19 protein-coding genes and 3 pseudogenes are annotated in these 23,172 nt (G+C 47.0%); 14 read left to right on the top strand and 8 right to left on the bottom strand.

What is annotated here, in order from left to right:
• Positions 1–18: 18 nt before the first annotated feature.
• The 3 genes from ACFFK0_RS13890 to ACFFK0_RS13880 all read right to left on the bottom strand — a co-directional run bounded on the left by ACFFK0_RS13890 (position 19) and on the right by ACFFK0_RS13880 (position 5,389).
• On the bottom strand, positions 19–3,330 hold the full coding sequence (locus ACFFK0_RS13890) for an InlB B-repeat-containing protein (RefSeq protein ID WP_377470881.1): 3,312 nt from the start codon (positions 3,328–3,330) through the stop codon (positions 19–21).
• 534 nt (positions 3,331–3,864) lie between these two features.
• Positions 3,865–4,365, bottom strand: a complete 501-nt coding sequence (locus ACFFK0_RS13885) for a DinB family protein (protein ID WP_377470880.1) — start codon at positions 4,363–4,365, stop codon at positions 3,865–3,867.
• 79 nt (positions 4,366–4,444) lie between these two features.
• Positions 4,445–5,389 (bottom strand): helix-turn-helix transcriptional regulator, encoded by a 945-nt coding sequence (locus ACFFK0_RS13880; protein WP_377470879.1) that lies wholly within the window; start codon positions 5,387–5,389, stop codon positions 4,445–4,447.
• Positions 5,390–5,877: 488 nt separating this feature from the next.
• Here ACFFK0_RS13880 and ACFFK0_RS13875 point away from each other — a divergent pair, with 488 nt between their 5' ends.
• From ACFFK0_RS13875 to ACFFK0_RS13850, 6 genes are all read left to right on the top strand, one after another.
• Positions 5,878–6,855 (top strand): LacI family DNA-binding transcriptional regulator, encoded by a 978-nt coding sequence (locus tag ACFFK0_RS13875; protein WP_377470878.1) that lies wholly within the window; start codon positions 5,878–5,880, stop codon positions 6,853–6,855.
• A gap of 144 nt (positions 6,856–6,999) precedes the next feature.
• Complete coding sequence (locus ACFFK0_RS13870; protein WP_377470877.1) at positions 7,000–8,319, top strand: ABC transporter substrate-binding protein; 1,320 nt, start codon at positions 7,000–7,002, stop codon at positions 8,317–8,319.
• 115 nt (positions 8,320–8,434) lie between these two features.
• Entirely contained in the window at positions 8,435–9,319 is an 885-nt protein-coding gene (locus ACFFK0_RS13865) for a carbohydrate ABC transporter permease (RefSeq protein ID WP_377470876.1), read from the top strand.
• Entirely contained in the window at positions 9,316–10,146 is an 831-nt protein-coding gene (locus ACFFK0_RS13860) for a carbohydrate ABC transporter permease (protein WP_377470875.1), read from the top strand. Before ACFFK0_RS13865 ends, ACFFK0_RS13860 begins: the two co-directional genes overlap by 4 nt.
• Positions 10,147–10,167: 21 nt before the next feature.
• A complete protein-coding gene (locus tag ACFFK0_RS13855) occupies positions 10,168–11,643 on the top strand; it encodes a glycoside hydrolase family 32 protein (protein ID WP_377470874.1) in 1,476 nt (491 codons plus the stop codon).
• Positions 11,644–11,680: 37 nt separating this feature from the next.
• Positions 11,681–12,559, top strand: coding sequence for an ROK family protein (locus tag ACFFK0_RS13850; protein WP_377470873.1), 879 nt, complete (start codon positions 11,681–11,683; stop codon positions 12,557–12,559).
• Positions 12,560–12,748: 189 nt separating this feature from the next.
• Here the strand turns inward: ACFFK0_RS13850 and ACFFK0_RS13845 are convergent.
• A pseudogene (locus tag ACFFK0_RS13845) lies at positions 12,749–13,209 on the bottom strand (sigma-70 family RNA polymerase sigma factor); the annotation flags it as partial.
• Positions 13,210–13,392: 183 nt separating this feature from the next.
• On the opposite strand from ACFFK0_RS13845, the gene ACFFK0_RS13840 reads away from it, so the two are divergent.
• From ACFFK0_RS13840 to ACFFK0_RS13805, 8 genes are all read left to right on the top strand, one after another.
• Complete coding sequence (locus ACFFK0_RS13840) at positions 13,393–13,929, top strand: hypothetical protein (protein WP_377470872.1); 537 nt, start codon at positions 13,393–13,395, stop codon at positions 13,927–13,929.
• Positions 13,930–14,250 carry a hypothetical protein gene (locus ACFFK0_RS13835; protein WP_377470870.1) on the top strand — a complete coding sequence of 107 codons (321 nt, stop codon included), beginning with the start codon at positions 13,930–13,932 and terminating at the stop codon, positions 14,248–14,250.
• Between the two features lie 205 nt (positions 14,251–14,455).
• Positions 14,456–15,976, top strand: a complete 1,521-nt coding sequence (locus tag ACFFK0_RS13830) for a hypothetical protein (protein ID WP_377470869.1) — start codon at positions 14,456–14,458, stop codon at positions 15,974–15,976.
• Positions 15,973–16,542, top strand: coding sequence for a stage II sporulation protein M (locus tag ACFFK0_RS13825; protein ID WP_377470868.1), 570 nt, complete (start codon positions 15,973–15,975; stop codon positions 16,540–16,542). Before ACFFK0_RS13830 ends, ACFFK0_RS13825 begins: the two co-directional genes overlap by 4 nt.
• Entirely contained in the window at positions 16,539–17,219 is a 681-nt protein-coding gene (locus ACFFK0_RS13820) for an ABC transporter ATP-binding protein (RefSeq protein ID WP_377470867.1), read from the top strand. The genes ACFFK0_RS13825 and ACFFK0_RS13820 overlap by 4 nt, the downstream gene beginning before the upstream one ends.
• Positions 17,220–17,253: 34 nt before the next feature.
• Positions 17,254–18,402, top strand: coding sequence for an efflux RND transporter periplasmic adaptor subunit (locus ACFFK0_RS13815; protein WP_377470866.1), 1,149 nt, complete (start codon positions 17,254–17,256; stop codon positions 18,400–18,402).
• The gene (locus ACFFK0_RS13810; protein ID WP_377470865.1) at positions 18,377–19,075 is read left to right on the top strand and encodes an ABC transporter ATP-binding protein; all 699 of its coding nucleotides are present in this window, start codon (positions 18,377–18,379) and stop codon (positions 19,073–19,075) included. The genes ACFFK0_RS13815 and ACFFK0_RS13810 overlap by 26 nt, the downstream gene beginning before the upstream one ends.
• Positions 19,054–20,268, top strand: a complete 1,215-nt coding sequence (locus tag ACFFK0_RS13805; RefSeq protein ID WP_377470864.1) for an ABC transporter permease — start codon at positions 19,054–19,056, stop codon at positions 20,266–20,268. The genes ACFFK0_RS13810 and ACFFK0_RS13805 overlap by 22 nt, the downstream gene beginning before the upstream one ends.
• 331 nt (positions 20,269–20,599) lie before the next feature.
• Here ACFFK0_RS13805 and sigK read toward each other — a convergent pair.
• From sigK to ACFFK0_RS13785, 4 genes and pseudogenes are all read right to left on the bottom strand, one after another.
• Positions 20,600–21,098, bottom strand: a pseudogene (sigK, locus tag ACFFK0_RS13800) (RNA polymerase sporulation sigma factor SigK); the annotation flags it as partial.
• A gap of 99 nt (positions 21,099–21,197) precedes the next feature.
• Positions 21,198–21,785, bottom strand: a complete 588-nt coding sequence (locus ACFFK0_RS13795) for an ATPase (protein ID WP_377470863.1) — start codon at positions 21,783–21,785, stop codon at positions 21,198–21,200.
• 312 nt (positions 21,786–22,097) lie between these two features.
• Positions 22,098–22,532 (bottom strand): annotated as a pseudogene (locus ACFFK0_RS13790) (sigma-70 family RNA polymerase sigma factor); the annotation flags it as partial.
• Positions 22,533–22,617: 85 nt separating this feature from the next.
• Entirely contained in the window at positions 22,618–23,085 is a 468-nt protein-coding gene (locus ACFFK0_RS13785) for a hypothetical protein (RefSeq protein ID WP_377470860.1), read from the bottom strand.
• Positions 23,086–23,172 lie beyond the last annotated feature (87 nt).

Raw genomic sequence — 23,172 nt, 5'->3', positions numbered from 1 at the left:
AAAGATTTGGAGCCCTTTTTATGTTTTTAATGCGCAGTACTTTCGAAATTCAGGTTTATTTATCTTAAAATCTGTGGTTGCCTTCCGTGTAATGTTGCCAACCGATGCTGTAGCAAGTACTGTATAAGCTCCCGCGTTTGTTGGAACTGCAGCAGAGTACATGCTGTCGTCATCGCCGGATCTTTTATACATAAATGTCACTTGTTCACCATTGTCAACGTTGGCTGCAGTTGGTGACGGTGTCTCGCCATAAGTGATATCTTGAATATGTACTACTAATGAATCTTGCAAAACGATCGACAATGTATAGGTCGCATCTTTAGCTGCCCCTGTAACGTTGTCCGTTGCTGTAAGGACAACCTGGCTATTTCCCGCAGCTGTCGGGGTACCTGCAATTGCGCCGTTATTGAACGTAATTCCGTTCGGCAATGTGCCTGACTTCAACGTATACGTATAATTTCCGCTGCCATAGGTCGCCTCGGTCACATTTTTCGCAAACGGCATGCCGACAGTTCCACTGAGTGTATTGTCGTTAAAAGTTAACGCATTGGCGCTGTAATTCGCTTGAATCGCAACATCTGCGTTGCCCATGGTAAAGCTTGCGCCGGTTGCTTGGGCAGCGTTCGTTATGCTGACCCCGCCGCCGGTTACCTGCCATCCGGCAAAGCTGAAGCCTGGCCTTAACCCTGCGTTCGCATCTGGCAGATTGACCGATGCTCCGGACTGATCAGCTGACGGATTTGGAAGCGGGCCTGTTAACGGACTGTTGCCGTTGACTTGTTGAACGGTAATTGACGTTGTAAATACAGCGTCAGAAGCCGCGATAATCGGATCGCTTATTTGAGTGTTACCGGCTGGATGTGTTGCGTCCTCCGCACTTCTGGCGTAAATATAATAAGTCGTACCGGACTGTAAATTTACGAATGTGGGAGAGCTTTGCCAACGAGATAAAGTCGCCCCTAGAGTATCCTGGCTAATTGCATATTCCACACTTTGCCCGGTTGCAAGGTTAGCAATTGTTTGTACTGTTATTGAAGTGTCTGTAACGCTTTGAACAACCGGCTTTGTCACATCACCGGGCTGAACCGATCCAGGCGCTAATTGCCATTGTGCATAAACAGTCATACTGTCATTAACGTCGGACTGTGTAGATAAGGAAGCCCCTCCGCCATTAATTTGTGTGTTCCAACCAACAAAGTCGTATTTGTTTCTTACAGGTGCATCCGGTAAATATAAAACTCCTCCATATGCCGTTGGTATAGAGGTAATGAATTGAGCAAAGCCTGCATTCTTATCAAATAAGACTTGATATATCGGCATCCATACCGCATACAGTGTGCTGATGCCGCTCATATCTCCCTTTAAATCTATTGCAATTGAACCATTTGACGTTGTACTCCAGCCTCCAAACGAGTAACCGGATTTTACAGGCGGCTGAGGGAAGTTGTCCATGAAAACCTTCCCTTTGCTTGACCCAATGATGGATGGTGTAGTGGTTACTGTCGTTGTCGCAGCACCGTCGTCAAATGAACCTCCGTTTGCATGTAAAGTAACGGATCCGCTCCGGCCCCAAATTGCATAAACGGTTGTGTTGTCCAAAATATCGGATGCAGGATTCATCGGCTCGCCGGTACCTTCCGAAGCTCTGTTCCACTCGATGAAATGATACCCGGGCCGTGTTGGCGGTACAGGCAAAGTACCGAATTTGCCATTCAGAATCGTAACCGTGCTCGGAGCGCCTTCGCCGAGAGTGCCGCCGTTCGGATTGTAAGTCACCGTGTTGCTGGCCGACTGCCAAATGGCATATAAGGCGCTAACGCCGTTTTGCTTTGTAGGAAATGCGGCATAAGAAGTTCCTGAACCGTCACTTTTGGTATTCCATGATTGAAAAGCGTACCCCCCTCTGGATAAACTTGCCGGGAAGGTTGTTTTACCGAATTGCCCCCCGTTGTTAGCATACGCCCTCAAATAAATGGAGGTATCATCCGGACTTTTATTGTTATAGAAGGTCAAAACCGAACCCTGACTATTCGTCCAGACTGCATAATATGTAACCGGAGCATTAATGATTGCTAATGGATCATAATCCGGAGCACTCGCACTCGAAGTAGTGGCCCATCCAATAAAATAAGGATTTTTCGACCCGACCGCAGGAGTCGGAGCACCGGGATCATGATTGCCAACTAGTCCATTGAAGGTAGTTACCGCAACAGAGGCTGCACCACCGGGAAATGATCCGGTATTTGCATCAAATGTAACTTGAACCGGCTGAGTCGATCCCCACACAGCATATACGGTCATGTCGCTTGCAACAGAAGTGGAGTCTGTAAACACACTGCCTGTACCGTCCGGTGCTGTGTTCCACTGCTGAAAATACACCCCCCGTTTCGTCGGAGATGACGGCAGTGAGCCGACGGTACCTTTATCCGGAACGACCACGGTTAGAGGCAAAGGATCTGTATCTCCATAATTTTTATCGAATGTTACGGTATGCCTTATGACCCCATTTGCAGATACGAGCGGCGACAAAGCTCCCAGCGACAGCCAGGTCTTTCCCGACTTCCAGCCTGTACTGTCCATACCGCTAATATCTTGGTTAAACGAGTTATCTTGAGAGGCGGTTCCGGTAATAAAGGAAAATGGCGTGTCAGCGGTAAACGTCTTTCCAAGTCCGTGAATCGCTGTGTTAATATCACTTAGTTTAAAACTGAATGAAATATAGTAATCTTGCAATCCGCCTGTACCGGTGTTATCCGAGGCGTTGAAATTGCTATCTGCAGGAGTAATGGAATAATTTCCGTTCAGATCGTTGGCTGCATAAACAGGTTTGAAAGCCATGAGCGGTTTAACGCTAATACCTGTAGAACTAGGTCCGGTATTCGCAGCAGAAGGATCCGACTGATATATGCCTAATCGTCCGTTATTACCTGTAGGGTTATAGATGCCCAGGAAAAAATCTATGGCGCCATCCCCGTTGCTATCGACACCGGCAAAGGCAAAATTTTTAAATTCCGGACTGTCAGCAGTACCGTCAAACGTATTTACCCGAATACGTATTGCCAGCATTGTTTTATCCGTACTGAACTGATAATAGGTTGACTGAAACTGGGCATTACCGACAATATCCTGCGACCATTCTTTGGTGTGGGCTCCTGTTTGTTGGTCCGAAACCGTATCAAATTGTCCGTTTGCGGGATAAATAGGCTGCCAATTGTTTTGCAAAACGAACTGAGGAGCGTCTGCATGTACGGTTTGCAGTCGGGGATATAACCCTATTATTTGCAATAATGCAAGTAAAAGCACCAATATTTTCTTTGAGGTTCTTTTCATTTTTTTCTCCTTCTGACCTATAGTCTTAACCTTCATACCTACAAACGCAGCAAAAGTCATCCGGAGCAGAAACTACAAATCGACCCCCCACTTATAAGCCAATTCATATAGATCTAGGTCCCTCCTGAAAGTCTCTGACGCTTGTTCGAATTGGCACCGGTTCAATTATAACAGCCTAGCTTACGAAATAACATTCAAAGTTCGATTATTCCTTTCATCATTCAACATTATTCGATAAAGATATTTCGGCACTTAAAACCTATACTCCTTGCCCTATTTGAACTGTGGAATTCCCCCCAGCAGATTTTCATTGAAGCCGGGTTTCTGTTATCCATTATCGGTAATGGGAAGCCTCAGGAGTGTTTTAAACGGTGGCGTGCAACCTACTCTGAATATGAAGAAAAGGGTATGGGATTTAAAAAAGATGACTCCTGTTGAATACAGGAGCCATCTTTTAGGGCTTAGCATTAGGTCTTATTTCGCTCCACAAATCGGGTCACAGTCCCCCCCTCGCCTGAATGCTGTATTTGCTCTCTATAACAGCGGCTGTATGCCGCGTTCAATCCAATCCTCTCGCGTTGGCCCGTAAATGTCCGGCACGCGCAATCCAGCTTGGCGCATTAACACGAACATTTGCCCTCGATGATGGATTTCATGCGAGATCAGGACACGCAACGTAAATCCGTTTAACCACTGTTCGCCATACATGTCGCTGGCTTGGGAGAGCGTGGCGTCAGTCCATTGATTCTGGATGGCCTCCAGCATCGCTTGCGATGTAATGCGGTAAGTCTCGGCGATTTGCACTGCTGAAGCAGGAGCTTTCTCTTCGCCTTCCGGGGCCGTAAATATGAGTCCTGTGCGCGAAATCATCTCATGGATCGTTGTAGCGATATGCCAGCCGATCTGCCCGAGCGGACGAATATTGGACTCGCTTCCCTGATTCAGGGACGCATCGGTAAGTGTGTCTAGCACGCGCTGCGTATTCTTCGAAACATTGCGCCATTCTTCTACAAATGCTTGAATTGTTGTGAACATGAGGGGCCTCCTTTAAAGTAACGCCGTTAATCGGCATGAATTACCTATATTGTAGACGACCCCCACTGACAACAGTATGTCAGTGTTTTTCGGAATAGAGTTCCACGACTTGCTGCGCTTTTTCCTTTACAATATCAGCAATGTGAGCGGGCTCCAGAATACGCAGGCTCGGGCCGTAACCGAGCAGCATGCTGTACAGCCACGGCTCATCCGGTTGTCGCGCTGTAACCAGAAGCGTTCCATCCGGCTGGGTGACAATATGTCCAGCCCCGAAATAATCTTCCGCTTGCGCGCGCGCGTTGGGCTGCAGCTGCAGGACGAGATTGACGTAAGAAGATGGGGCTTTGTTTCCCAGCCCATAATTAAGCTTCACCAGCGGCTCCGACCTGCGTATGAATGTTTCCGGCAGTATCTCCATTTCTTTCATTCGGGACAAACGAAATATCCGAATATCCTGCCGCAGCAAACAAAACGCATGCAGATACCAGCCAAAGCCTTTCACTACGATGGTCATAGGCTCAACTGTGCGGGAAGAAAGCTCGCTTTGCGAGTCGGTATATAAAAAACGAATGAGCTGCCTTTGGCGGGTTGCGTTTCGAATCGAGGAAAGCTTCTCTTTATCGTCGGTACTACTGCACCAAGGATTCATGTCGATGACGAATTGATTATTCAGCTCGGTGAACATCTTTTGCTCCGATTTCGCGACAAGCGCGCCAACCTTGTCCAAAAGGGCTCCGACTTCCTGCTCGCCGACGCTGGAACGGATTCCTTTTAATCCGACGATAATGGACTGCAGCTCTTCAAGTGAAAGAAACTGCCTGTCCAGTCGATATTGGTCCATAATTTCATAGCCGCCGCTCGCTCCCGAATAGGATAAAATGGGGATACCCGCTTGGGTGATCGTTTCCACGTCCCGGTATACCGTCCTAAGCGATATCTCAAAACGCTCCGAAAGCTCTTTTGCGCTAATTCGTTTGCGATTCAGCAGCATCATCGTAATGGCAAGCAGACGATAAAGTTTCAAATAGACTGCACCTTCCTCAAAACCTGTTTGCGAGAGTCAGATCCTTATGTCGAACACAATGTTCTTATAACGATTTACCCGGAAGTATAACCAGCTCCCATCTCCTTATAATTCTCTCCGTTGAAACCCACCCGTCCGATCTCCAGGCGCGCTTGTGTTGAGCCAGAAGAAGCTGTTCCTCGTACCGCCTGAGCTTGGCAGCCAGTCTCGCATTTTGCAGCATAGAGGACAATTTCTATACATCCGGGGGAATTCCTGCACAGAAGTCCGCATGATCCCACTGCAGGATTTTGAGCTTGACCCGCCTGCGGTTACAAAAAAACGCGCGGCGAGAAGATTTGATCTCCATATTCGTCACGGGATTATCGGTCCCGGGCGGCGGCGGCGGCCGAATCCATGCATCGGAAAGGCGGCTCCTGTACTTGAACTCCCGGGGTTGTTCCAGTATAGTTTGGTACAAAGTGAAATCCCGAACAGGAGAATGCGGAATGGCAACGATTCACGATGTCGCTTTAAAATCCGGAGTATCGGTCACGACGGTGTCGCGGGTGCTGAACAACCGCGGATATATTAGCGAGACGACTAGAAATAAAGTGTTCGGTGCGATGAAGGAGCTAGGCTATCAACCGAACGATATCGCACGCTCTCTTCTGCGCAAGCAGTCCAATATCATTGGTTTGATTATTCCGAATGTATCGCATCCGTTCTTTAGCGAGTTAGCGGACCAAGTCGAATATTTTGCCTATCAGGCAGGTTATAAGGTGCTGCTGTGCAATTCACAGTTGGACCCCACCAAAGAGTGGGATTATATTGAAATGCTGAAACGCAATCGGGTAGACGGCATTATTATGGGCAGCCATACGCTAGAGGTAGATGAGTACCTGAGCCTCCATTCGCCGATAGTGACGTTTGACCGCAAAATAGGCGAATCCATCCCCCATCTAGGCTCAGATAACTACCGCGGCGGTCAGTTGGCCACACAGCATCTCATCGACAGAGGCTGCCGGAAAATCGCTCATATATGCGGAAATCTGAAGCTGCAGGTCCTTTCCAATCATAGAACGGATGCTTTCCTCGACATCGTCAAGAAGTACGGAGTCGAGCACTTAATTATTCAAACGGATATGAATGTGTTCGATCAGCGGCAGTACGAGATTCTGATTCAAGCTTTGCTCAAAGAGCATCCGAACATTGACGGCATCTTCGCAACGAGCGATATTATCGCGGCGTTCGCCGTCAAAGAATGCATCAGAGCCGGAAAGCGCGTTCCGGAGGATGTGCGAATTGTCGGTTACGATGATGTGGGAGCGGCAAGATGGCTTACACCGGAGCTGACGTCGATCAGGCAGCCCATCGATGAATTTGGACGGCTTGCGGTTGAGCTGATACGCATGCAAGTGGAGGGACAGCCATTCGAGATTGCCAACGTCCTGCCGGTTGAACTGATGGTGCGAGCGACGACGTGAATCGCTCGTCCGTTCGGTTTCCCGTCATATGTCAAAGGTTTGATATGTCAAACCATTGACATATGTTAAACGTTTGACATATAATCGCATATAGAAAGTTTGCAATCGGTTTCAAAACATTTACTTTTATTGGGAGGCGTCAGTATGAAGCGTATGAAATGGTTACATATCATGGCCCCGACAGCAGCTCTCGCGCTTGTCGTGTCCGCTTGCAGCAACGGCGACGGCACAACGAATACGGGGAGCAATCAAGGATCTGCGAAAGAAATCAAAATTTCCCTATTGAACTCCAAGGGGGAAATTCAAACGCAGCTCGAAGAAGCGGCGAAGACATTCCAAAAGGATAACCCCAATATTTCTCTGGAAATCATGGCCGCTCCGGCAGGTACTTCTCCGTTCGAGCGAGCTTCAACGTTATATGCGTCCGGCAACCCGCCTACCATGTTGATGCTGGATACCGGAGATGTGGAGAAGTTCAAGGACCGCATTCTGGATCTAAGCGGCGAGAAGTGGAATGCCGATACGGTTGCTAATGCGACCGATCTGACGACCTTCGGCGGCAAAAACTACGGATTCCCGCTTGCAGTAGAAGGCTATGGCTTTATTTATAACAAAGCAATCGTCGACAAAGCCGTAGGCGGCAGCTTCGATCCGTCCACAATCAAGACGACAAATGACCTGGAGAATTTATTTAAGCAAATCGAAGCGTCCGGCAAGAAGGCGCTGATCATCTCGCCGATGGATTGGTCGCTTGGCGCGCACTTCCTGCCGCTTGCCTACGCCGGTCAGAACAAGGACATGGCGGAAGTGAACAAATTCATCGACTCTCTCAAAGCAGGCAAAGCAGGTCTGGCGGGTAATAAAGTGTTTAATGGCCTGATGGACACCTTCGACGTCATGATGAAATACAACATCGATCAGAAGTCCCCGCTAACCGGTACGTATGAGCGCGGCGGTGAGCTGCTCGGCAAAGGCGAAGTCGGCGTTTGGTTTCAAGGAAACTGGGCCTGGCCGCAAATCAAAAGCTTTGACTCCGCAAGCGGCGCTTACGGCTTCATGCCGGTGCCGATCAGCAACAATGCAGGCGACTACGGCAATCAGGAAATCTCTTCTGCGGTATCCAAACGGATCATTATCGACAAAGAGAGAAGCACGCCGGAACAGCAAGAAGCGGCGAAGAAGTTCCTGAACTGGATCGTGTACGACCAGAAGGGCCAAGATTTCCTTGTCAACAAAGCGAGCATCATTCCGGCCTTTAAAAATATTACTTTGCCTGCCGCTGATCCGCTCGGCAAATCGATTCAAGCTTATATCGCCAAAGGCAAGTCCGAGCAGTCCATGAGCACGCTGCCTGCGGACCACTGGGCTAAAGTGGGCGCATCGATGCAGAAATACTTGCATAAGTCGGCGGACCGAGCGACGCTGGTGAAAGAAATCGAAGAGTACTGGAAGAGCGTTAAGTAAAGCTGCTCACCGACAGAAAGCACTTGGTAATGGATAGGACCGGGCAGGTCTTATCCATTGCTGTATTTCATGGGAACGGCAATCGTAAGAATAGATTTACAAAGGAGAGAGAGCCATGATGTACGACAAGGGGGCGTGGAACCGGCTTCGTACCCGATTGGTGTTTACCGGGCCTACCCTATTCGCTTTTCTCACGGTAATGATCGTACCGTTTGTTTACGGAATTTATTTGACATTTACGAACTGGGACGGCATCGCAGTGACGCACTCGCTGGCAGGACTCAAAAACTACGTCGGGGTGTTCAAGGACGATGTGTTTTGGAAATCGTTTGGCTTGACGCTCAAATATGTTTTCTTCACTGTTGTTTTCGTCAATGCCGCCGCCTTCTTACTTGCCCTCGGATTGACTAGCGGCTTAAAAGGACAAAATGTGTTTCGTGCCGGTTTTTTTGTGCCGAACTTGGTTGGCGGCATTGTCTTGGGACTTATTTGGCAGTTCATATTTTCCAATGTCTTGGTATATTTGGGGCAAAAATCGGGAATACCGCTCTTCAGCGCATCTTGGCTGGCTGATCCCGACAAGGCTTTCTGGTCGCTGATCCTCGTAACCGTGTGGCAGTATGCCGGCTATATGATGGTCATTTATGTTGCGGGCCTTATGAGTGTTCCGAAGGACATTCTGGAGGCTGCGAGTATCGATGGAGCCAGCGGATGGACGAAGCTGAGGAAGATGGTGCTTCCTCTCATGGTGCCTTCCTTCATTGTCTGCATTTTCCTGACGCTGCAGCGCGGATTTATGGTCTATGATGTGAACCTTGCCCTGACGAAGGGCGGACCGTTCAAAAGTACCGAAATGGTATCGATGCATGTTTACGGGAAAGCTTTTCTATCCCGTGATTACGGTCTCGGCCAGGCCGAAGCCCTCGTTCTCTTCTTGCTTGTCGCGGTGATTACACTGCTCCAGGTGTACTTCAGCAAGAAATTGGAGGTTGAAGCATGATGGCAGGAGACAGAGCATCTTTATCATGGTTAAAGACAATCGTGTTGACGTTATTCCTGGTTCTATTCGTTTTTCCATTCATTTTATTGTTAATTAATTCGTTCAAGAAGAATACCGCCATCACGTCCAATCCTTTAGTGCTTCCGGACGGGTTCGACTTGACCAACTACAGTAAGGCGTTTGAGAAAATGAACTATATCGCATCGTTTACCAACTCGCTTGTGATCACAGTAGCGGCTGTGCTGCTCATCTCGCTTTGCGCAGCGATGACCGCACATTATTTTGTCCGGAATCCGACTAAGGGCAATCAATATACGTTTCTGCTGATGGTCGCTTCGATGATCATTCCATTCCAGGCGATCATGATCCCTCTCGTGAAGATTTACGGCTCGCTGAGCATGCTGGACAACAAATGGTCGCTTATTTATATGTACATCGGGTTTGGCTGCTCGCTTGCCGTTTTTATATATCACGGTTTCGTAAAAGGCGTGCCGGCCGAGCTCGAGGAAGCGGCTATGATCGACGGCTGTTCGCGGATCCAGACGTTTTTCCGGATTGTGTTCCCGGTATTGACGCCGACAACGGCCACGATCTCGATCTTAAACGTGCTTTGGATTTGGAACGACTACTTGCTGCCGTCCCTCATCCTGACCAGTCCGGAGAACAAGACGCTGCCGCTGTCAACGTACAGTTTTTACGGCACCTATTCGGTGGATTACGGACCGCTCATGGCGGGGCTCGTACTGACGATTTTGCCTATTATGATCGTGTATTTGTTTGCGCAAAAATATATCATTCAGGGAGTCATGCAAGGCTCCATTAAATAAGCGACAGCGGCGGGAGGATTTATGGGCAGTGTAACAACATATTCAATAGAAGCGGCGAACAAGTTCATCCGGGACTCCAAGCATCTTGTTCGTCAGGATTACAGGCTTACCTATCATTTAATGGCGGAGTACGGGTGGATGAACGACCCGAACGGATTCGTGCACTATAACGGCGAGTATCATTTGTTTTACCAACACTATCCGTATAAACCGGTATGGGGCCCAATGCATTGGGGGCATGCGGTAAGCCGCGATCTCGTTCATTGGACATACCGGCCGGTCGCTCTGGCCCCAGACACCGCTTTCGACCGTGGCGGCTGCTTCTCCGGGAGTGCGATTGAGAAAGACGGCAAGCTCGTCCTCATGTACACCGGGCATGTCGTCACGGGTCCGGACAACAACCAGGACTACAAGCAGTCTCAAGGGCTTGCCATATCGGAGAACGGCATTGACTTCGAGAAATATGAAGGCAATCCGGTGATCGGCTATGATGAAATTCCCGCGGGTGTCAGCGTGAAAGATTTTCGCGATCCGAAGGTGTTTGAGCGTAACGGAAACTACTACGTCGTGCTTGGCTCGAATGATGCGAAAGGCAATGGACTTGTGCTGCTGTACCGTTCGGAAGACTTGAAGCAGTGGACATTCGTGAATGTGCTGGCGAAAAGCGACGGCACCCTCGGAGACAACTGGGAATGCCCGGATTTGTTCCCGCTCGGCGACAAAGATATCTTCATGCTCTCTCCGCAGCGGATGCCGGCTCAGGGGGAGCAGTACCGCAATCTGCACTCTACGATGTACATGATTGGCTCCTTTGACCCGGAGGCCGGGACATTTGCCTCTGAACGGAACGCTCAGGTTGATCATGGCTTCGACTTCTATGCGCCGCAATCGACGGTGGATCACCTTGGACGGCGAATCGTCATCGGCTGGATGGACATGTGGGAGACGGCGATGCCGACTCAGGAAGGCCATCATTGGGCCGGTGCGATGAGCTTGCCGCGTGAAGCCATCCTCGATGGCGATCGAATCTTGTTCCAACCAATCGAGGAAATCAAGGCTGCCCGTCACAACGCGTTTGAACAGAGCGGGATCTCCTTGGATGGAATCTTCGGGATGCCTGTAACCGGAGACAGCTACGAGCTGGAAGTCGAGTTCGAAGCCGGCGATGCGTTGGCGTTCGGCCTGAAGCTTCGCGTCGATGACGCCGGCAAGGAAGAGACGGTGCTGACCTATCTGGTGGAGGAAGGGCTTCTTTGCCTGAATCGGGATCGTTCGGGAATCGGACCCGGCGGTGAACGGCGGGCTGCCGTTCCACTGAAATCAGGAAAGCTAGCGCTGCGCATATTCGTAGACAAGTCGTCCGTGGAAGTGTTCGCCGGGGACGGCGAGGTCGTGATGACGGCGCGAATCTATCCGGCACCGGAATCGCAAGGGATTCGGCTGTTCTCGAAAGGCGCAGCGTACGTCCGGCAGCTTAAGAAATGGGACATTCGATAAACCGGCTTAACTTGACTTGCTGACTGGAGGAGAAGACATGCTGCTGGGAGCCATTGAAGGCGGCGGGACGAAATTTGTATGCGGAGTCGGGTCGCCTTACGGTGACATTGTGGAACGGGTCTCGTTTCCAACGACTACGCCAGAAGCGACTCTCGACGGAGCGATGAATTTTTTTGCCAAATATGACATTAGGGCGATCGGCATCGGAACGTTCGGTCCGATCGATGTCCATCCGCAAAGTCCGGATTATGGTTCGGTTGCCAGTACCCCGAAGCCTCATTGGAGCGGCTACCGGATTGTAGATCATGTGAAGCGTCACTTCGACATTCCTATAGGGTTTGACACCGACGTCAATGCGGCGGCATTAGGCGAGGCCGAATGGGGAGCGGCCAAAGGCTTGGACAGCTGCCTCTATATGACGATCGGCACCGGCATTGGCGCAGGGGCCATCGTGGGAGGGAAGCTTATTCACGGGCTGACCCACCCTGAAATGGGGCATATTCTGGTGCGGCGGCACCGGAACGATACGTTCCAAGGCCTCTGTCCCTTTCATGGCGATTGCTTGGAGGGGCTGGCGGCAGGGCCGGCGATTGAAGCTCGCTGGGGCCGCAAAGCCATTGAGCTGGACGCGGCGCATGACGCTTGGGAGATGGAAAGCTACTATATTGCGCAGGCTTTAGTCAATTACATATTGATTCTTTCTCCGCAAAGAGTCATATTAGGCGGCGGTGTAATGGGCCAATCTCACTTATTCCCGCTCATTCGGGAACAAGCGGCTAAATTGTTGAACAGCTATATTAAGCATCCGGCTATCGAAATGGATATCGATCTGTATATCGTGCCGCCCGCCTTGGACGGTAATGCCGGTCTCTGCGGTGCACTGGCGCTGGCCAAGCAAGCGATGAATGGAAATTGAAAGCCTCACGGCATTCACTGAGGCAGATGAGACAAGGATTTCCTCGTGCCACCCAAACTGTGCTCCTCCTGCATTTGTAGGACCGTTGTACCATAGCCACAATAGCTAATGAAGGATACCCCTCCGACTGTAATACTAGTCCATTATAAAATGCTGTAAAAGGGTGCTCACTCGAGCACCCTCCACTAATCACCGCTTCGCCTTATAAAACTCATGATATAGTTTCATGAGTGCACGTTTTCCGATCCGCGACACATAGCTCCTGCTAATTCCAAGCTCTTTCGCAATCTCCCGCTGCGTCCGCTCCTCGCCGCCGGTCTCCAGCCCGAAGCGCCCCACAACGACTTCCCGCTCCCGCTCATCCAAAATATCCAGATTCTTATATATCTTAGACCGCTCAATCTTGAGCTGCACTTTATCCACGACATCGTCGGCTTCCGTCCCGAGGATGTCAATTAACGTAATTTCATTCCCTTCTTTATCTGTTCCAATGGGATCCTGCAGCGAAACGTCTTTACGCGTTTTTTTCAGCGACCGGAGATGCATCAGGATGATTCGATTGCCTTGATCAGCCCAATCGTCCCTATCGAGATCAAATCTTCCATATCTTCATTCGTATTGTCGAATTTCTTGACGATATGAACGCAAAGCGATGTAACCAGTAATTAATCCTAACCACCCTATATAGTGTAGCACGAGTTCGCAAATATATATTCCCATATATACCCTTAAATCCCACTGTTTACATTTACTAGATTTTGTAATATGATATGGAGGACATATATTACATATTATTACAGTATACACTAAATTATCTAGTAGGGGTGTCCATCATGCAAACCGGATTCACAGGCTGGATTGCAAAAGGCAAGCATACCACACTGATGTTGCTTATCGTTTGCTATTTTCTTTTGATTACGGGTTGTACTTTAGTTCTCATAAATGACAGACAAGCAGCCGACAGCATTCAAGGACTGATCGCCAACAAAACCGCCCCACTCTTGGCACTTGCCGGCATTATTCTGATTCTATCGATGATTGTCATCTATATTCAATTTATTGTCGGTTCACTAACCATGTTCGTTATCTTCAAATATCTGTTTAAGATCAACTCCAGTTTCCCCGTGTTTTTTCGCATCACGCTGATTTTGTGCATCTTCGTGACTTTGGGATCCTTTTACCATATTTTCCTCTTCCACTCCAACTCGAATGTTCTAATTCTGATATGTAATCCGTTTTTTCTGTTGGGCGGCACTTCTCTCTATTATTTAACGAGGAAAGTTAATGACGCCAAGGTTTCCCAAAGCCTTCTATTTTCTTGCTTCATATACATTGTCATCATCTTATTAATTAACATTGGAGGAGTTTAAATGACGCAAACCGTTCTTCTTAAATCCCACGCTTTTTCCAGCAAGTTCATTACAGGTGTAATGGCTCTGGGAGTAATCGCCGTGTTATTAACTACATCCAGCTTGAACTTCAACATTGCAGGTGTTGTGCCGAACTTAAGCGCCGAGGCCATTCTGGCCGGACTGCTTCTCGCATTTAGAGCATACAAGGCTGGTGCAGACATCCGTAGAGCGCTTCAAATTGCCTTCGCTTGGAACATTGTCAGCATCATTATCTGGGTTGCCGGCGATCTTTTGATTTGGCTGCTGGAGAACAACGTCGAATATTTGGCTAAATTGTAATTCCATTTTTCAAGCAGATTCATAACATTGGCCTTGTTTTGCAAGCGAGAAGCTTGAAAATAGAAGGAAGGCCTTTGTGCACTGCAGCAGTATGAAACGATAGCTGAGAATCAGCTTCCTTCATATTTGTTGCAGTTTTGAATTTTTGATTGTTTGTCCGCATTGGCGCTTACCAACAGCCAGAAATGACGGAGGTTTAGAGGAGATGCCGTTTTTCCATAAAACTTATTTGCTTCTTATTTATTCTTTTCGAATCGGTATGAACCGAACGATATTTTTGCTCAGCCGGTTCCTCAATCCTGCTGCGGATGAATCGAAATGGAGGCTTATTCTCAAGAAGTATATCCGTCTCCATTTGATTTTGCTTTACGTTAGCTGGGTTCTCGTTACAGTGCTCCTTCAAGTCTTGTTTTCCTATGTACCGATTCCGTCTGAGAAATTGAACGTCCTGCTCATGGCAAGTCTCTTATTGGGCATGGTCTTCATATTCTCTTATCCTCAGCAAACGAGCATGACTTTCTATATTACTCACTCCACCCTGCCTTACTCCATGAAAAAAAAGCTCATTGTCATCCAGGCTTTTCTTGGGTCATCTGTGACTCTAACGATCATTACTCTGCTTCTTCTCCCCTTTCTGATCGCACAGTGGGCCATTTACGGCTTGGAGGGGGGGAGAACCATTGTCAATCTTCTTGTTATCTTGCTTTTTTACGGAATTGTCGTCGATTTCATCAAATATTTGGCGAATTTGTATCGGCATTTTCAACCTGCGTATACGAACTCCATCATCCGAATGGCCGTATTTTTGGTTGTCTATGGCTGTACTCCCGAGATTGCCAGAGTCATTCAGTCTTTCATTGACGGGTATATTCTCAATTTATACGACAGAGAAAGTGCAAATCTGTTTCTAAGGGAAGTAATCCGCAAGATTCCTATACAACTGAGCGATCTACATATCCACTGGAAAGTCGGTTTGGCCTGTACGACTGCCGCCGCATGCTTGATCGCCGGGATGCTCGGTTCAAGCTATCTCTTTTTCCGTGAAGTACAGCGGAGGCCTATCGATATCCGATGGTGGAAAACATCCGATTTCCGGATTGCTGTTTTCACCCATTTTTTTCGAAAATACGGACTGTTTAATCATCAAATTGCGTTAATGCTGGTCATTTCTTATTTGCTGTCCTATTACTTCGCTGAGTCCATGTTCGAGTTCTATTTCTATACTTCCGTACTGCTCCCTGTACTTGTTCTCGCCACCTCATTTTTTGTCCTCGAAGGTGGGACGGAGTCGATAATGCTGCTGAAACGATACAGGATGACGGCCTTACAAGTCTCGACTTCCTATTCTTGCTACTTATTCGCTCAGTTTTTCATCTATCAGTTTTTGTTATTACTATTGAGCGACGGGCACATCACCAGTTCATTCATTGCAGATATGGTAGTGCAAGGTTTGCTGGGCTCCATCCTCCTTTACTCCATCGTTTTCGTCTACATCGCGACGATCTATCATATGGAAGGAATCATAGAAGCAAACATTCTGCAAACTTACTCAAAGTCGCTCATTTATATGTATGCAACCGTCCAATCCGCTGTCATCTATATGATCACCAGGCTGCATTGGTTTCCGGATGCTGCGGTTCAGCTACTGGCTCCGATCCTTGTGCTGATTGTGTTTGAGTTTGGAATCCGGCGTTTACTAGTAAAGCTTGGGAGAGGCAAAGAATGAGACTCGTCTACCGTATTATTAAAGAGAATCGCATCATCCTCTTGGCAGGCTTATCTATGTGGGTGTTCGTTCTAGCAGCTACTTTTTTATCCATATTATTGCAGGGGCCACCAGAACAAGGAAATAACCTTCCCCCCGTGCACCTGCCTTGGTCCCAAATTTTTATGCACAATGCTGGTTTGGCTATACTATACATCATCTTGGGAAATTTGACCTTCGGTAGTCTTGCTTTCCTGTTGATGCTATATAATATCTATATTGTGTCTTATGCGATTTACTATACATACATGCATACCGGCTCTATCGGTTTTTCCATCGCGATCATTTTCACTCACGGAATTCTCGAAATTGCCGCCATGCTGCTATGCTTTCTGCTTTCCACCACTTCCTTAAGATGGGCTATGAATAAAATCTACAAGAAAACCATATTCTCGATCAATTCGGTTGAAACGAAGGCGGGGCTTGTTGTTTGCATGATGCTTCTATACTTGGTCGCCTCTGTAATCGAGTCTTATCTCAGCCCTATTGTTCCTGCCAAATTTTTAGGATTGGAGATAGTTCAATGAAGCTTGAAGTGAGTAATCTGATAAAGCGATATAAAACACCGGTGTTGAATGGGGTCTCGTTTCAACTGCAGTCCGGAAAAATTTATTGTCTTTTAGGCCGTAATGGAGCCGGAAAGACAACGTTAATGAAAATATTATCCGGCAGTCTCCCGTTTGATGAAGGTGTAGTTCTATTCGACGGAGGAAAGGAGTTTTACCGGGAAGTTGTCTATGTTCCGGAGACTCCAGTCCTGCTGGAATATTTAACCGGATACGAGAATTTGGATTTCGTTAGTAAATTAAACCATATTCCAATGGAGCCTGCCGAAATGAACGAATACATCGAAAGGAGCGGGCTCAGCTCATTTATCGACAAATTGGCAGTCAGTTACTCCCATGGCATGAAGCATCAGCTTGCGCTGGCTATCGCGCAGTTGCTTGGTCCTAAGGTACTGCTGTTGGATGAACCGCTCGTCTCGCTGGACCCTATCAATATCAGACTAATCCGAGAACAGTTGATTCACTACGCGCGTCAAGGCCATATCGTGTTGATTTCCACCCACATGATACCTATCGCTTCGAGAATCAGTGACGAGATCTTGATATTATCGGAAGGAACCGTGTTCCAGTCGAGAAATGAATTTTCCGAAGAAGAGCTGGAAGCTTATGTATTGAATATAATGAACGTGGGTCTGTGAGCCGACTCATCATGGTGAGGAATGGTATGGAATCATGAACAAGAAGGTACTGGCAGGTCTGATCGGCTTTACATGCATCGTTGTTATTGCAGTTAATCTTTATTTTTTCAAGGTGCAAGGAAACGTAGCACAGATTCCTGTGGTGGACACGGTGAGAGTGGAAAAACAAATCATATCGGACTACTTGCTGTCCTCCGGAATTGTGCAGCCCAGCCGGCAAGAAAAAATAAGCAAAGATGAAAGTTTGGGAAAAGTAAAGGGCATACTGGTGCACCAAGGCCAACGGGTTTCGGAGGGCACTGAGCTATTCTATTATGGAGGGGAAAATATTACCACCGCATTATCCCAATTGGAAATAGCCCGCCAGCGTTTAATATTGCAAAAAGAGCAAATTGAAGGGAAAATTAAAGATTTGGAAACGAGTCTAAAAAAAAATGTAAATAGCGTAACTTCGATAGAGGAAACAATATCCGATATGCAAAAGCAAAAAAAGGATATGGAGAGGGAAATCGCCCTTCTGGAATTGGAACTGCGGGAAAATCAGATGGAGATGGACAAACAGAGCAGCAAGAAGGAAAGGCTGGTCGTGAAAAGCCCTATCTCCGGGATTGTTAACAAAATTCAAGAAATCGATGCGGTTAACACAGAGCCGTTTATTACGATTAACTCCAATGAGCCTTATGTTATAAAAGGGGCGATAACAGAATTTGATTCCGTATCAGTCAAACCGGGACAAAAGGTGCTGATCAGACCCAAGGTTCTTCCGAATCTTGTTTTTACAGGGATGGTCAAGCAATTGGAATATACCCCGATCGACGGTGAGATTGTCGGAGTGAAAACTAACGAATCCGTCACTCAATATCCTCTGACTGTTAACCTGACGGATGGGCAGGAAGGATTAAAGGAAGGTTACCATACCACGATTGAAATCGAATTAATGTCGAAAGAGACGATTGCACTTCCGCAGGATGCCATCTGGATACAGGACGGCAAAGAATATGCCTTTATTGTAGATAATCAAATTGTAAGAAAACGGGAACTGAAGATAGGATTATCCAACGATCAATTTAAGGAAATTATAGAGGGGGTATTCATTGGAGAAGCAGTCGTAACTAACCCCACAGCCAATATGCGCGATGGAATGGAAGTGATTAGCCGTGATACGTCTCCAGCAGCTAAATAAAGTCTATCACATGGATACACTGGAAGTTCCCGTTCTGAAAGACGTTAATATTGAAATCGACAAAGGGGAATTTACCGCAATCATGGGCCCTTCCGGTTCTGGAAAATCCACGCTCATGAATATCATCGGTTTATTGGACAACGCGACAAGCGGTTCTTATTATTTCAATGATGAAGAAATGAACGGTTTACCGGATAAACAATTAACGCATAAACGAAACCGGCACATCGGATTCGTATTTCAACAGTTTCATCTACTCCCGAGGATGAATGCGCTGCAGAATGTGGAGCTTCCCCTGATATATGCGGGGGTATCGTCCAAAATACGCAGTATAAAGGCGAACCTTGCCCTGGAAAGGGTAGGATTAGGCGACCGAAAGCATCATCTCCCGAACCAATTATCCGGCGGTCAACAGCAGCGAGTAGCGATAGCCAGGGCTTTGGTTACCGAACCGCAGTTGATCTTAGCCGATGAACCGACCGGTTCGCTAGACACATCCTCGGGCCGAAACATTCTAAGTCTCCTTCAAAGGCTGAATGAAGAGGGAAAAACCATCATTCTTGTCACACACGATCAAGAAACTGCACAATACTGCGGAAGACACATCATAATACGCGACGGTTGCGTCGTCTCCGATAGGAGGGTCGAAGCGTGGGGTTATGGGAAGGATTAAAGATCGCTTTAGTCTCTCTTCGGGTACACAAATTAAGGTCCGTGCTTACCATGTTGGGTATCGTTATCGGAGTCGCATCGGTAATCACCATCGTAGCAATAGGACAAGGGGGCGAAGAGGCTCTTAAAGCTCAGTTTGCTAACAACGAGAACAGTACATTGGAAATCTTGTACCGTTTACGCGAAACAGAATTTGAATCGGTACAGCTCGCTGCTCCGTTGGAGGCTCCGTTTGAAGAGAGCGATATTTACGATTTGACGAAGCTGGCCGGGATCCGGAAAGTCATCACAGTCAACAGCACCAATACAACGTTTCAATACTTGGATCGAAGTATGAATGCCGAGATCATCGGCATGTCGGATGGGTATGAGGATTTATATCCCCTGGAATTGGTTAAAGGCCGTATGATTTCCGGCAGCGATCTGAGTCAGGGTCGAAAAGTAGCCATGGTCAATTTGGAGGTAGCAAACAAGCTGGGTAAGAACAACGCCATCCTGGGAGATGTCTTAGAGGTGGAAGGCACTCCTCTTAAGATTATCGGCATATACAAAGAGAAAAAAAACAGTATATTGGGAATAGAGACGAAAAAGGTATTACTTCCCGCTACCATATGGCCTGCCATGTACGGAAACAACAAAATCGATTCGCTTACGGTCCAGGCTACAAACTCCGAACAAGTATACGAAGCTGGCCAGAGAGCGGTCGATTTTTTAAACCGCAAATATAAAGATACCAAGTCATCCAAAGGGGAATTTTATATACTTAATATCGAGCAAATAAAAAAGTCGCTTTCCTACATCACAAAAATTATGACCGGTATCATCAGCAGTATTGCAAGTGTCTCTTTGTTGGTTGGCGGCATTGGTGTAATGAATATTATGCTTGTGTCGGTGACGGAAAGAACAAAAGAGATCGGAATCCGGAAATCGCTAGGTGCCACAAGAGGGAATATTTTGGCCCAATTCCTGATCGAATCCATTACACTGACAACGGTTGGAGGTGCGGCAGGCTTCCTGCTCGGAATTGCCGGGGCCTACCTCATTTCGGTTCTTACCGGAATGGCCCCGATCATTTCCGTACAAGTCATCGTTGGCGGCGTTTTATTTTCAATGACAATCGGTATTTTGTTCGGATTACTCCCCGCCAATCGGGCGGCAAAATTAAAACCGGTAGACTCTTTGAGACATGAATAAGAGAGGGGAAGAATACGTGAAAATATTTATACTCTCCACGCTGCTGTTTATTGTTGCAAATGTTTTGATAAGTTGGAATTCCATTACGGAATGGAACACTTATCATATTCTTCGTATCGTTGGACCGGCAGTCCTTTTTGGTATCATCGTAACCGTGATTCCTTTCAAGAAGAACAAAAACAAATAGCGATTACTCGATAATGTAAAATTACATTCGAGCAACTGCAGCATTTCAAACAGGCCTATCTGGTCGCCGCGGCAGGCTGCATCATCATAATCGTTGCTTTTCCGCTGTTGAAGATAAAGATAGAAGAGGAGCTCTCGCTCCTCTTCACCGTTTCGCCTTATAAAACTCATGATACAGCTTCATCAATGCCCGCTTCTCAATTCGTGACACGTAACTGCGCGAAATCCCCAGCTCCTTCGCAATCTCCCGCTGAGTCCGCTCCTCGCCGCCGGTTTCCAGACCGAATCGACCAACGACCACTTCCCGCTCCCGCTCATCCAAAATATCTAGATTCTTATATATCTTAGATCGCTCAATCTTTAGCTGCACTTTATCCACGACATCATCAGCTTCTGTGCCAAGAATGTCAATTAACGTAATTTCATTCCCTTCTTTATCCGTTCCGATCGGGTCCTGCAACGACACGTCTTTGCGTGTTTTTTCAGAGACCGCAGATGCATCAGGATTTCTTCTCAATACACCGTGCGGCGAAGGTCGCAAGCTTGGTCCCTTTGTCCGGAGAAAATGACTCGATCGCCTTGATCAGCCCAATCGTCCCGATCGAGATCAAATCTTCCATATCCTCGTTCGTATTGTCGAACTGACATTGTGAACGCAAAGCGATGTAATCATTGTTAATAAAAAATTGAAAACAGAGACGGTTACTCAACGCTACCGTCTCTGTGATTTGAAATGTTACTGGTTACTTATCTAGTGCTTCGATGATCTGTTCCACCCATTCAGGTAAAGCGTCTTCCCGAAAACGGACCTGTCGATCTTCTGCTTCAAGTACGATTTTTCCAATTGCGTTACTGTTGTCTATGACATATAAATAATTGATGAGATGAAAATGTAAAATCAGATTCTCAATCGAGCTATAATGTCTCCTGATGATGTCCTCAGTTGAAATGTGATGACCGCCATTTTGTACACGAGCAGCTACCCGTTCAATATTTAAACGATAATCACCTAGTCCAACAAAAAACATAATGACTTCGAATCCATTTGACCTTGCATCCTTCATGAGTCGGATTACGTTGCCACCCGCTAATGTCGTCTCAATGGAGAAATTTCGCATGTTCCGAACACAATCCCTGGCAAGCTTTATGGCTTCTTTGCCGGCAGATACTCTGTATTGTTCGGGATGCTCCGGATCTATCGCACGAGCTAAGGAGTCAGGGTCAATATTTACGCTAACCCCAATTTGATCAACAATCAGATTTCGAAATGTGCTTTTTCCACTGCCATTATTCCCTGCGAACACATACATAGTAGCATTGGAGTGATCCATGATTAGTCCCTGTCTTCAACTTGAACGATCTTACCGTCGGCGTACTCTTTAACGATTTGGCCATTATTGATTTTATATACAATGTAAGTATTGTTTGCTTTTGCATCGAGTCTAGCCCGATCACCAGTTAACTTAACCAATTTGTGCAACTGCTGGAAACGCTTCACTCATGATCACCGTCCGTAGGTTATCTTCATACCGATATTGTACCATAGCTACATTGACTAATGAAGGATACCCCTTCGCCTGTAATACTTGTCCAGAATAAAAACAATGCTGTAAAAGAGTGCTTTTTCGAGCACCCTCCACTAATCACCGTTTTGCCTTATAAAACTCATGATACAACTTCATCAACGCCCGCTTCTCAATCCGCGACACATAACTGCGCGAGATCCCCAGCTCCTTCGCAATCTCCCGCTGCGTCCGCTCTTCTCCACCGGTCTCTAGCCCAAACCTGCCCACCACCACTTCCCGCTCCCGCTCATCCAATATATCCAAGTTCTTGTATATCTTCGACCGCTCAATCTTGAGCTGCACCTTATCCACGACATCATCGGCTTCCGTGCCAAGTGACCGAATGTGAATCAGGATTTCGTTTTCAATACACCGCGCGGCGAACGTTGCGAGCTTGGTCCCTTTGTCCGGTGAGAACGACTCAATCGCCTTGATCAGCCCAATCGTCCCTATCGAGATCAAATCTTCCATGTCCTCATTCGTATTGTCGAACTTTTTGACGATATGAACGACGCAAGTCGTCAGTTCCCGTCTCCATCGGGTAGCTCCTTGAATGCTGAAATTCATCAGCATTTACAGCCTGTAGTCGTGCATTCTCTCAGTCTTTTGTTAGAGTCTCCTTTCTTTCATACACTTCTTTCCATGTAGAAACTTTATTCGTTAATGACAGACTATGATAAGAAGTGTTTTCTTCCTCTGACATATCCCCATTAATCCTACCTAGACGATTAGGCGTATATCGTACATATTTGTTACCAGGAATGCAAAATTGCTTCATTTCCGCAGCTTGTTTACTTGATAATAAACTGATCTCGATACAAGCAATTCTAGGTAAGAGACCAAGGGAGTACAGGTATTCGTTTAATTGCAAACGATCGTATTCAAATGTATTAAAATATTGAAACTGTCCCACCACACCTAAACTTGTCCAAACCATACGTTTACTTTCTAATGCCGCCTGCTCAGCACGGATCATTTCTTTTAAAGTTGCCGCGGTGTTACCTAGATGTTTTAATTCCTTGTATGAACCTGATTGAATAAATTCCATTATTCCAAGCAATGTCATTACGTTCACATCCATTCAGATATATGTGAGCATTTTGCATAATTCCGTTTTTGAAAATTAGGTGGCAGAATCCAGGGCCTAGTAGAA

Origin of the sequence: Paenibacillus chartarius (assembly GCF_042432825.1) — a bacterium.
Lineage (GTDB): Bacteria > Bacillota > Bacilli > Paenibacillales > NBRC-103111 > Gordoniibacillus > Gordoniibacillus chartarius.
The sequence above is the reverse complement of the archived record's forward strand: the minus strand, read 5'-3'. Positions and strand labels throughout refer to the sequence as shown.

What these genes read in the sequence shown, in the direction of transcription:
- ACFFK0_RS13865 (WP_377470876.1), top strand. Translation starts at nt 8,435, where the DNA reads ATGATGTACGACAAGGGGGCGTGGAACCGGCTTCGTACCCGATTGGTG.
- ACFFK0_RS13835 (WP_377470870.1), top strand. Translation starts at nt 13,930, where the DNA reads ATGACGCAAACCGTTCTTCTTAAATCCCACGCTTTTTCCAGCAAGTTC.
- ACFFK0_RS13875 (WP_377470878.1), top strand. Translation starts at nt 5,878, where the DNA reads ATGGCAACGATTCACGATGTCGCTTTAAAATCCGGAGTATCGGTCACG.
- ACFFK0_RS13815 (WP_377470866.1), top strand. Translation starts at nt 17,254, where the DNA reads ATGAACAAGAAGGTACTGGCAGGTCTGATCGGCTTTACATGCATCGTT.
- ACFFK0_RS13885 (WP_377470880.1), bottom strand. Translation starts at nt 4,365, where the DNA reads ATGTTCACAACAATTCAAGCATTTGTAGAAGAATGGCGCAATGTTTCG.
- ACFFK0_RS13830 (WP_377470869.1), top strand. Translation starts at nt 14,456, where the DNA reads ATGCCGTTTTTCCATAAAACTTATTTGCTTCTTATTTATTCTTTTCGA.
- ACFFK0_RS13840 (WP_377470872.1), top strand. Translation starts at nt 13,393, where the DNA reads ATGCAAACCGGATTCACAGGCTGGATTGCAAAAGGCAAGCATACCACA.
- ACFFK0_RS13825 (WP_377470868.1), top strand. Translation starts at nt 15,973, where the DNA reads ATGAGACTCGTCTACCGTATTATTAAAGAGAATCGCATCATCCTCTTG.
- ACFFK0_RS13785 (WP_377470860.1), bottom strand. Translation starts at nt 23,085, where the DNA reads ATGACATTGCTTGGAATAATGGAATTTATTCAATCAGGTTCATACAAG.
- ACFFK0_RS13890 (WP_377470881.1), bottom strand. Translation starts at nt 3,330, where the DNA reads ATGAAAAGAACCTCAAAGAAAATATTGGTGCTTTTACTTGCATTATTG.
- ACFFK0_RS13850 (WP_377470873.1), top strand. Translation starts at nt 11,681, where the DNA reads ATGCTGCTGGGAGCCATTGAAGGCGGCGGGACGAAATTTGTATGCGGA.
- ACFFK0_RS13855 (WP_377470874.1), top strand. Translation starts at nt 10,168, where the DNA reads ATGGGCAGTGTAACAACATATTCAATAGAAGCGGCGAACAAGTTCATC.
- ACFFK0_RS13795 (WP_377470863.1), bottom strand. Translation starts at nt 21,785, where the DNA reads ATGGATCACTCCAATGCTACTATGTATGTGTTCGCAGGGAATAATGGC.
- ACFFK0_RS13820 (WP_377470867.1), top strand. Translation starts at nt 16,539, where the DNA reads ATGAAGCTTGAAGTGAGTAATCTGATAAAGCGATATAAAACACCGGTG.
- ACFFK0_RS13860 (WP_377470875.1), top strand. Translation starts at nt 9,316, where the DNA reads ATGATGGCAGGAGACAGAGCATCTTTATCATGGTTAAAGACAATCGTG.
- ACFFK0_RS13870 (WP_377470877.1), top strand. Translation starts at nt 7,000, where the DNA reads ATGAAGCGTATGAAATGGTTACATATCATGGCCCCGACAGCAGCTCTC.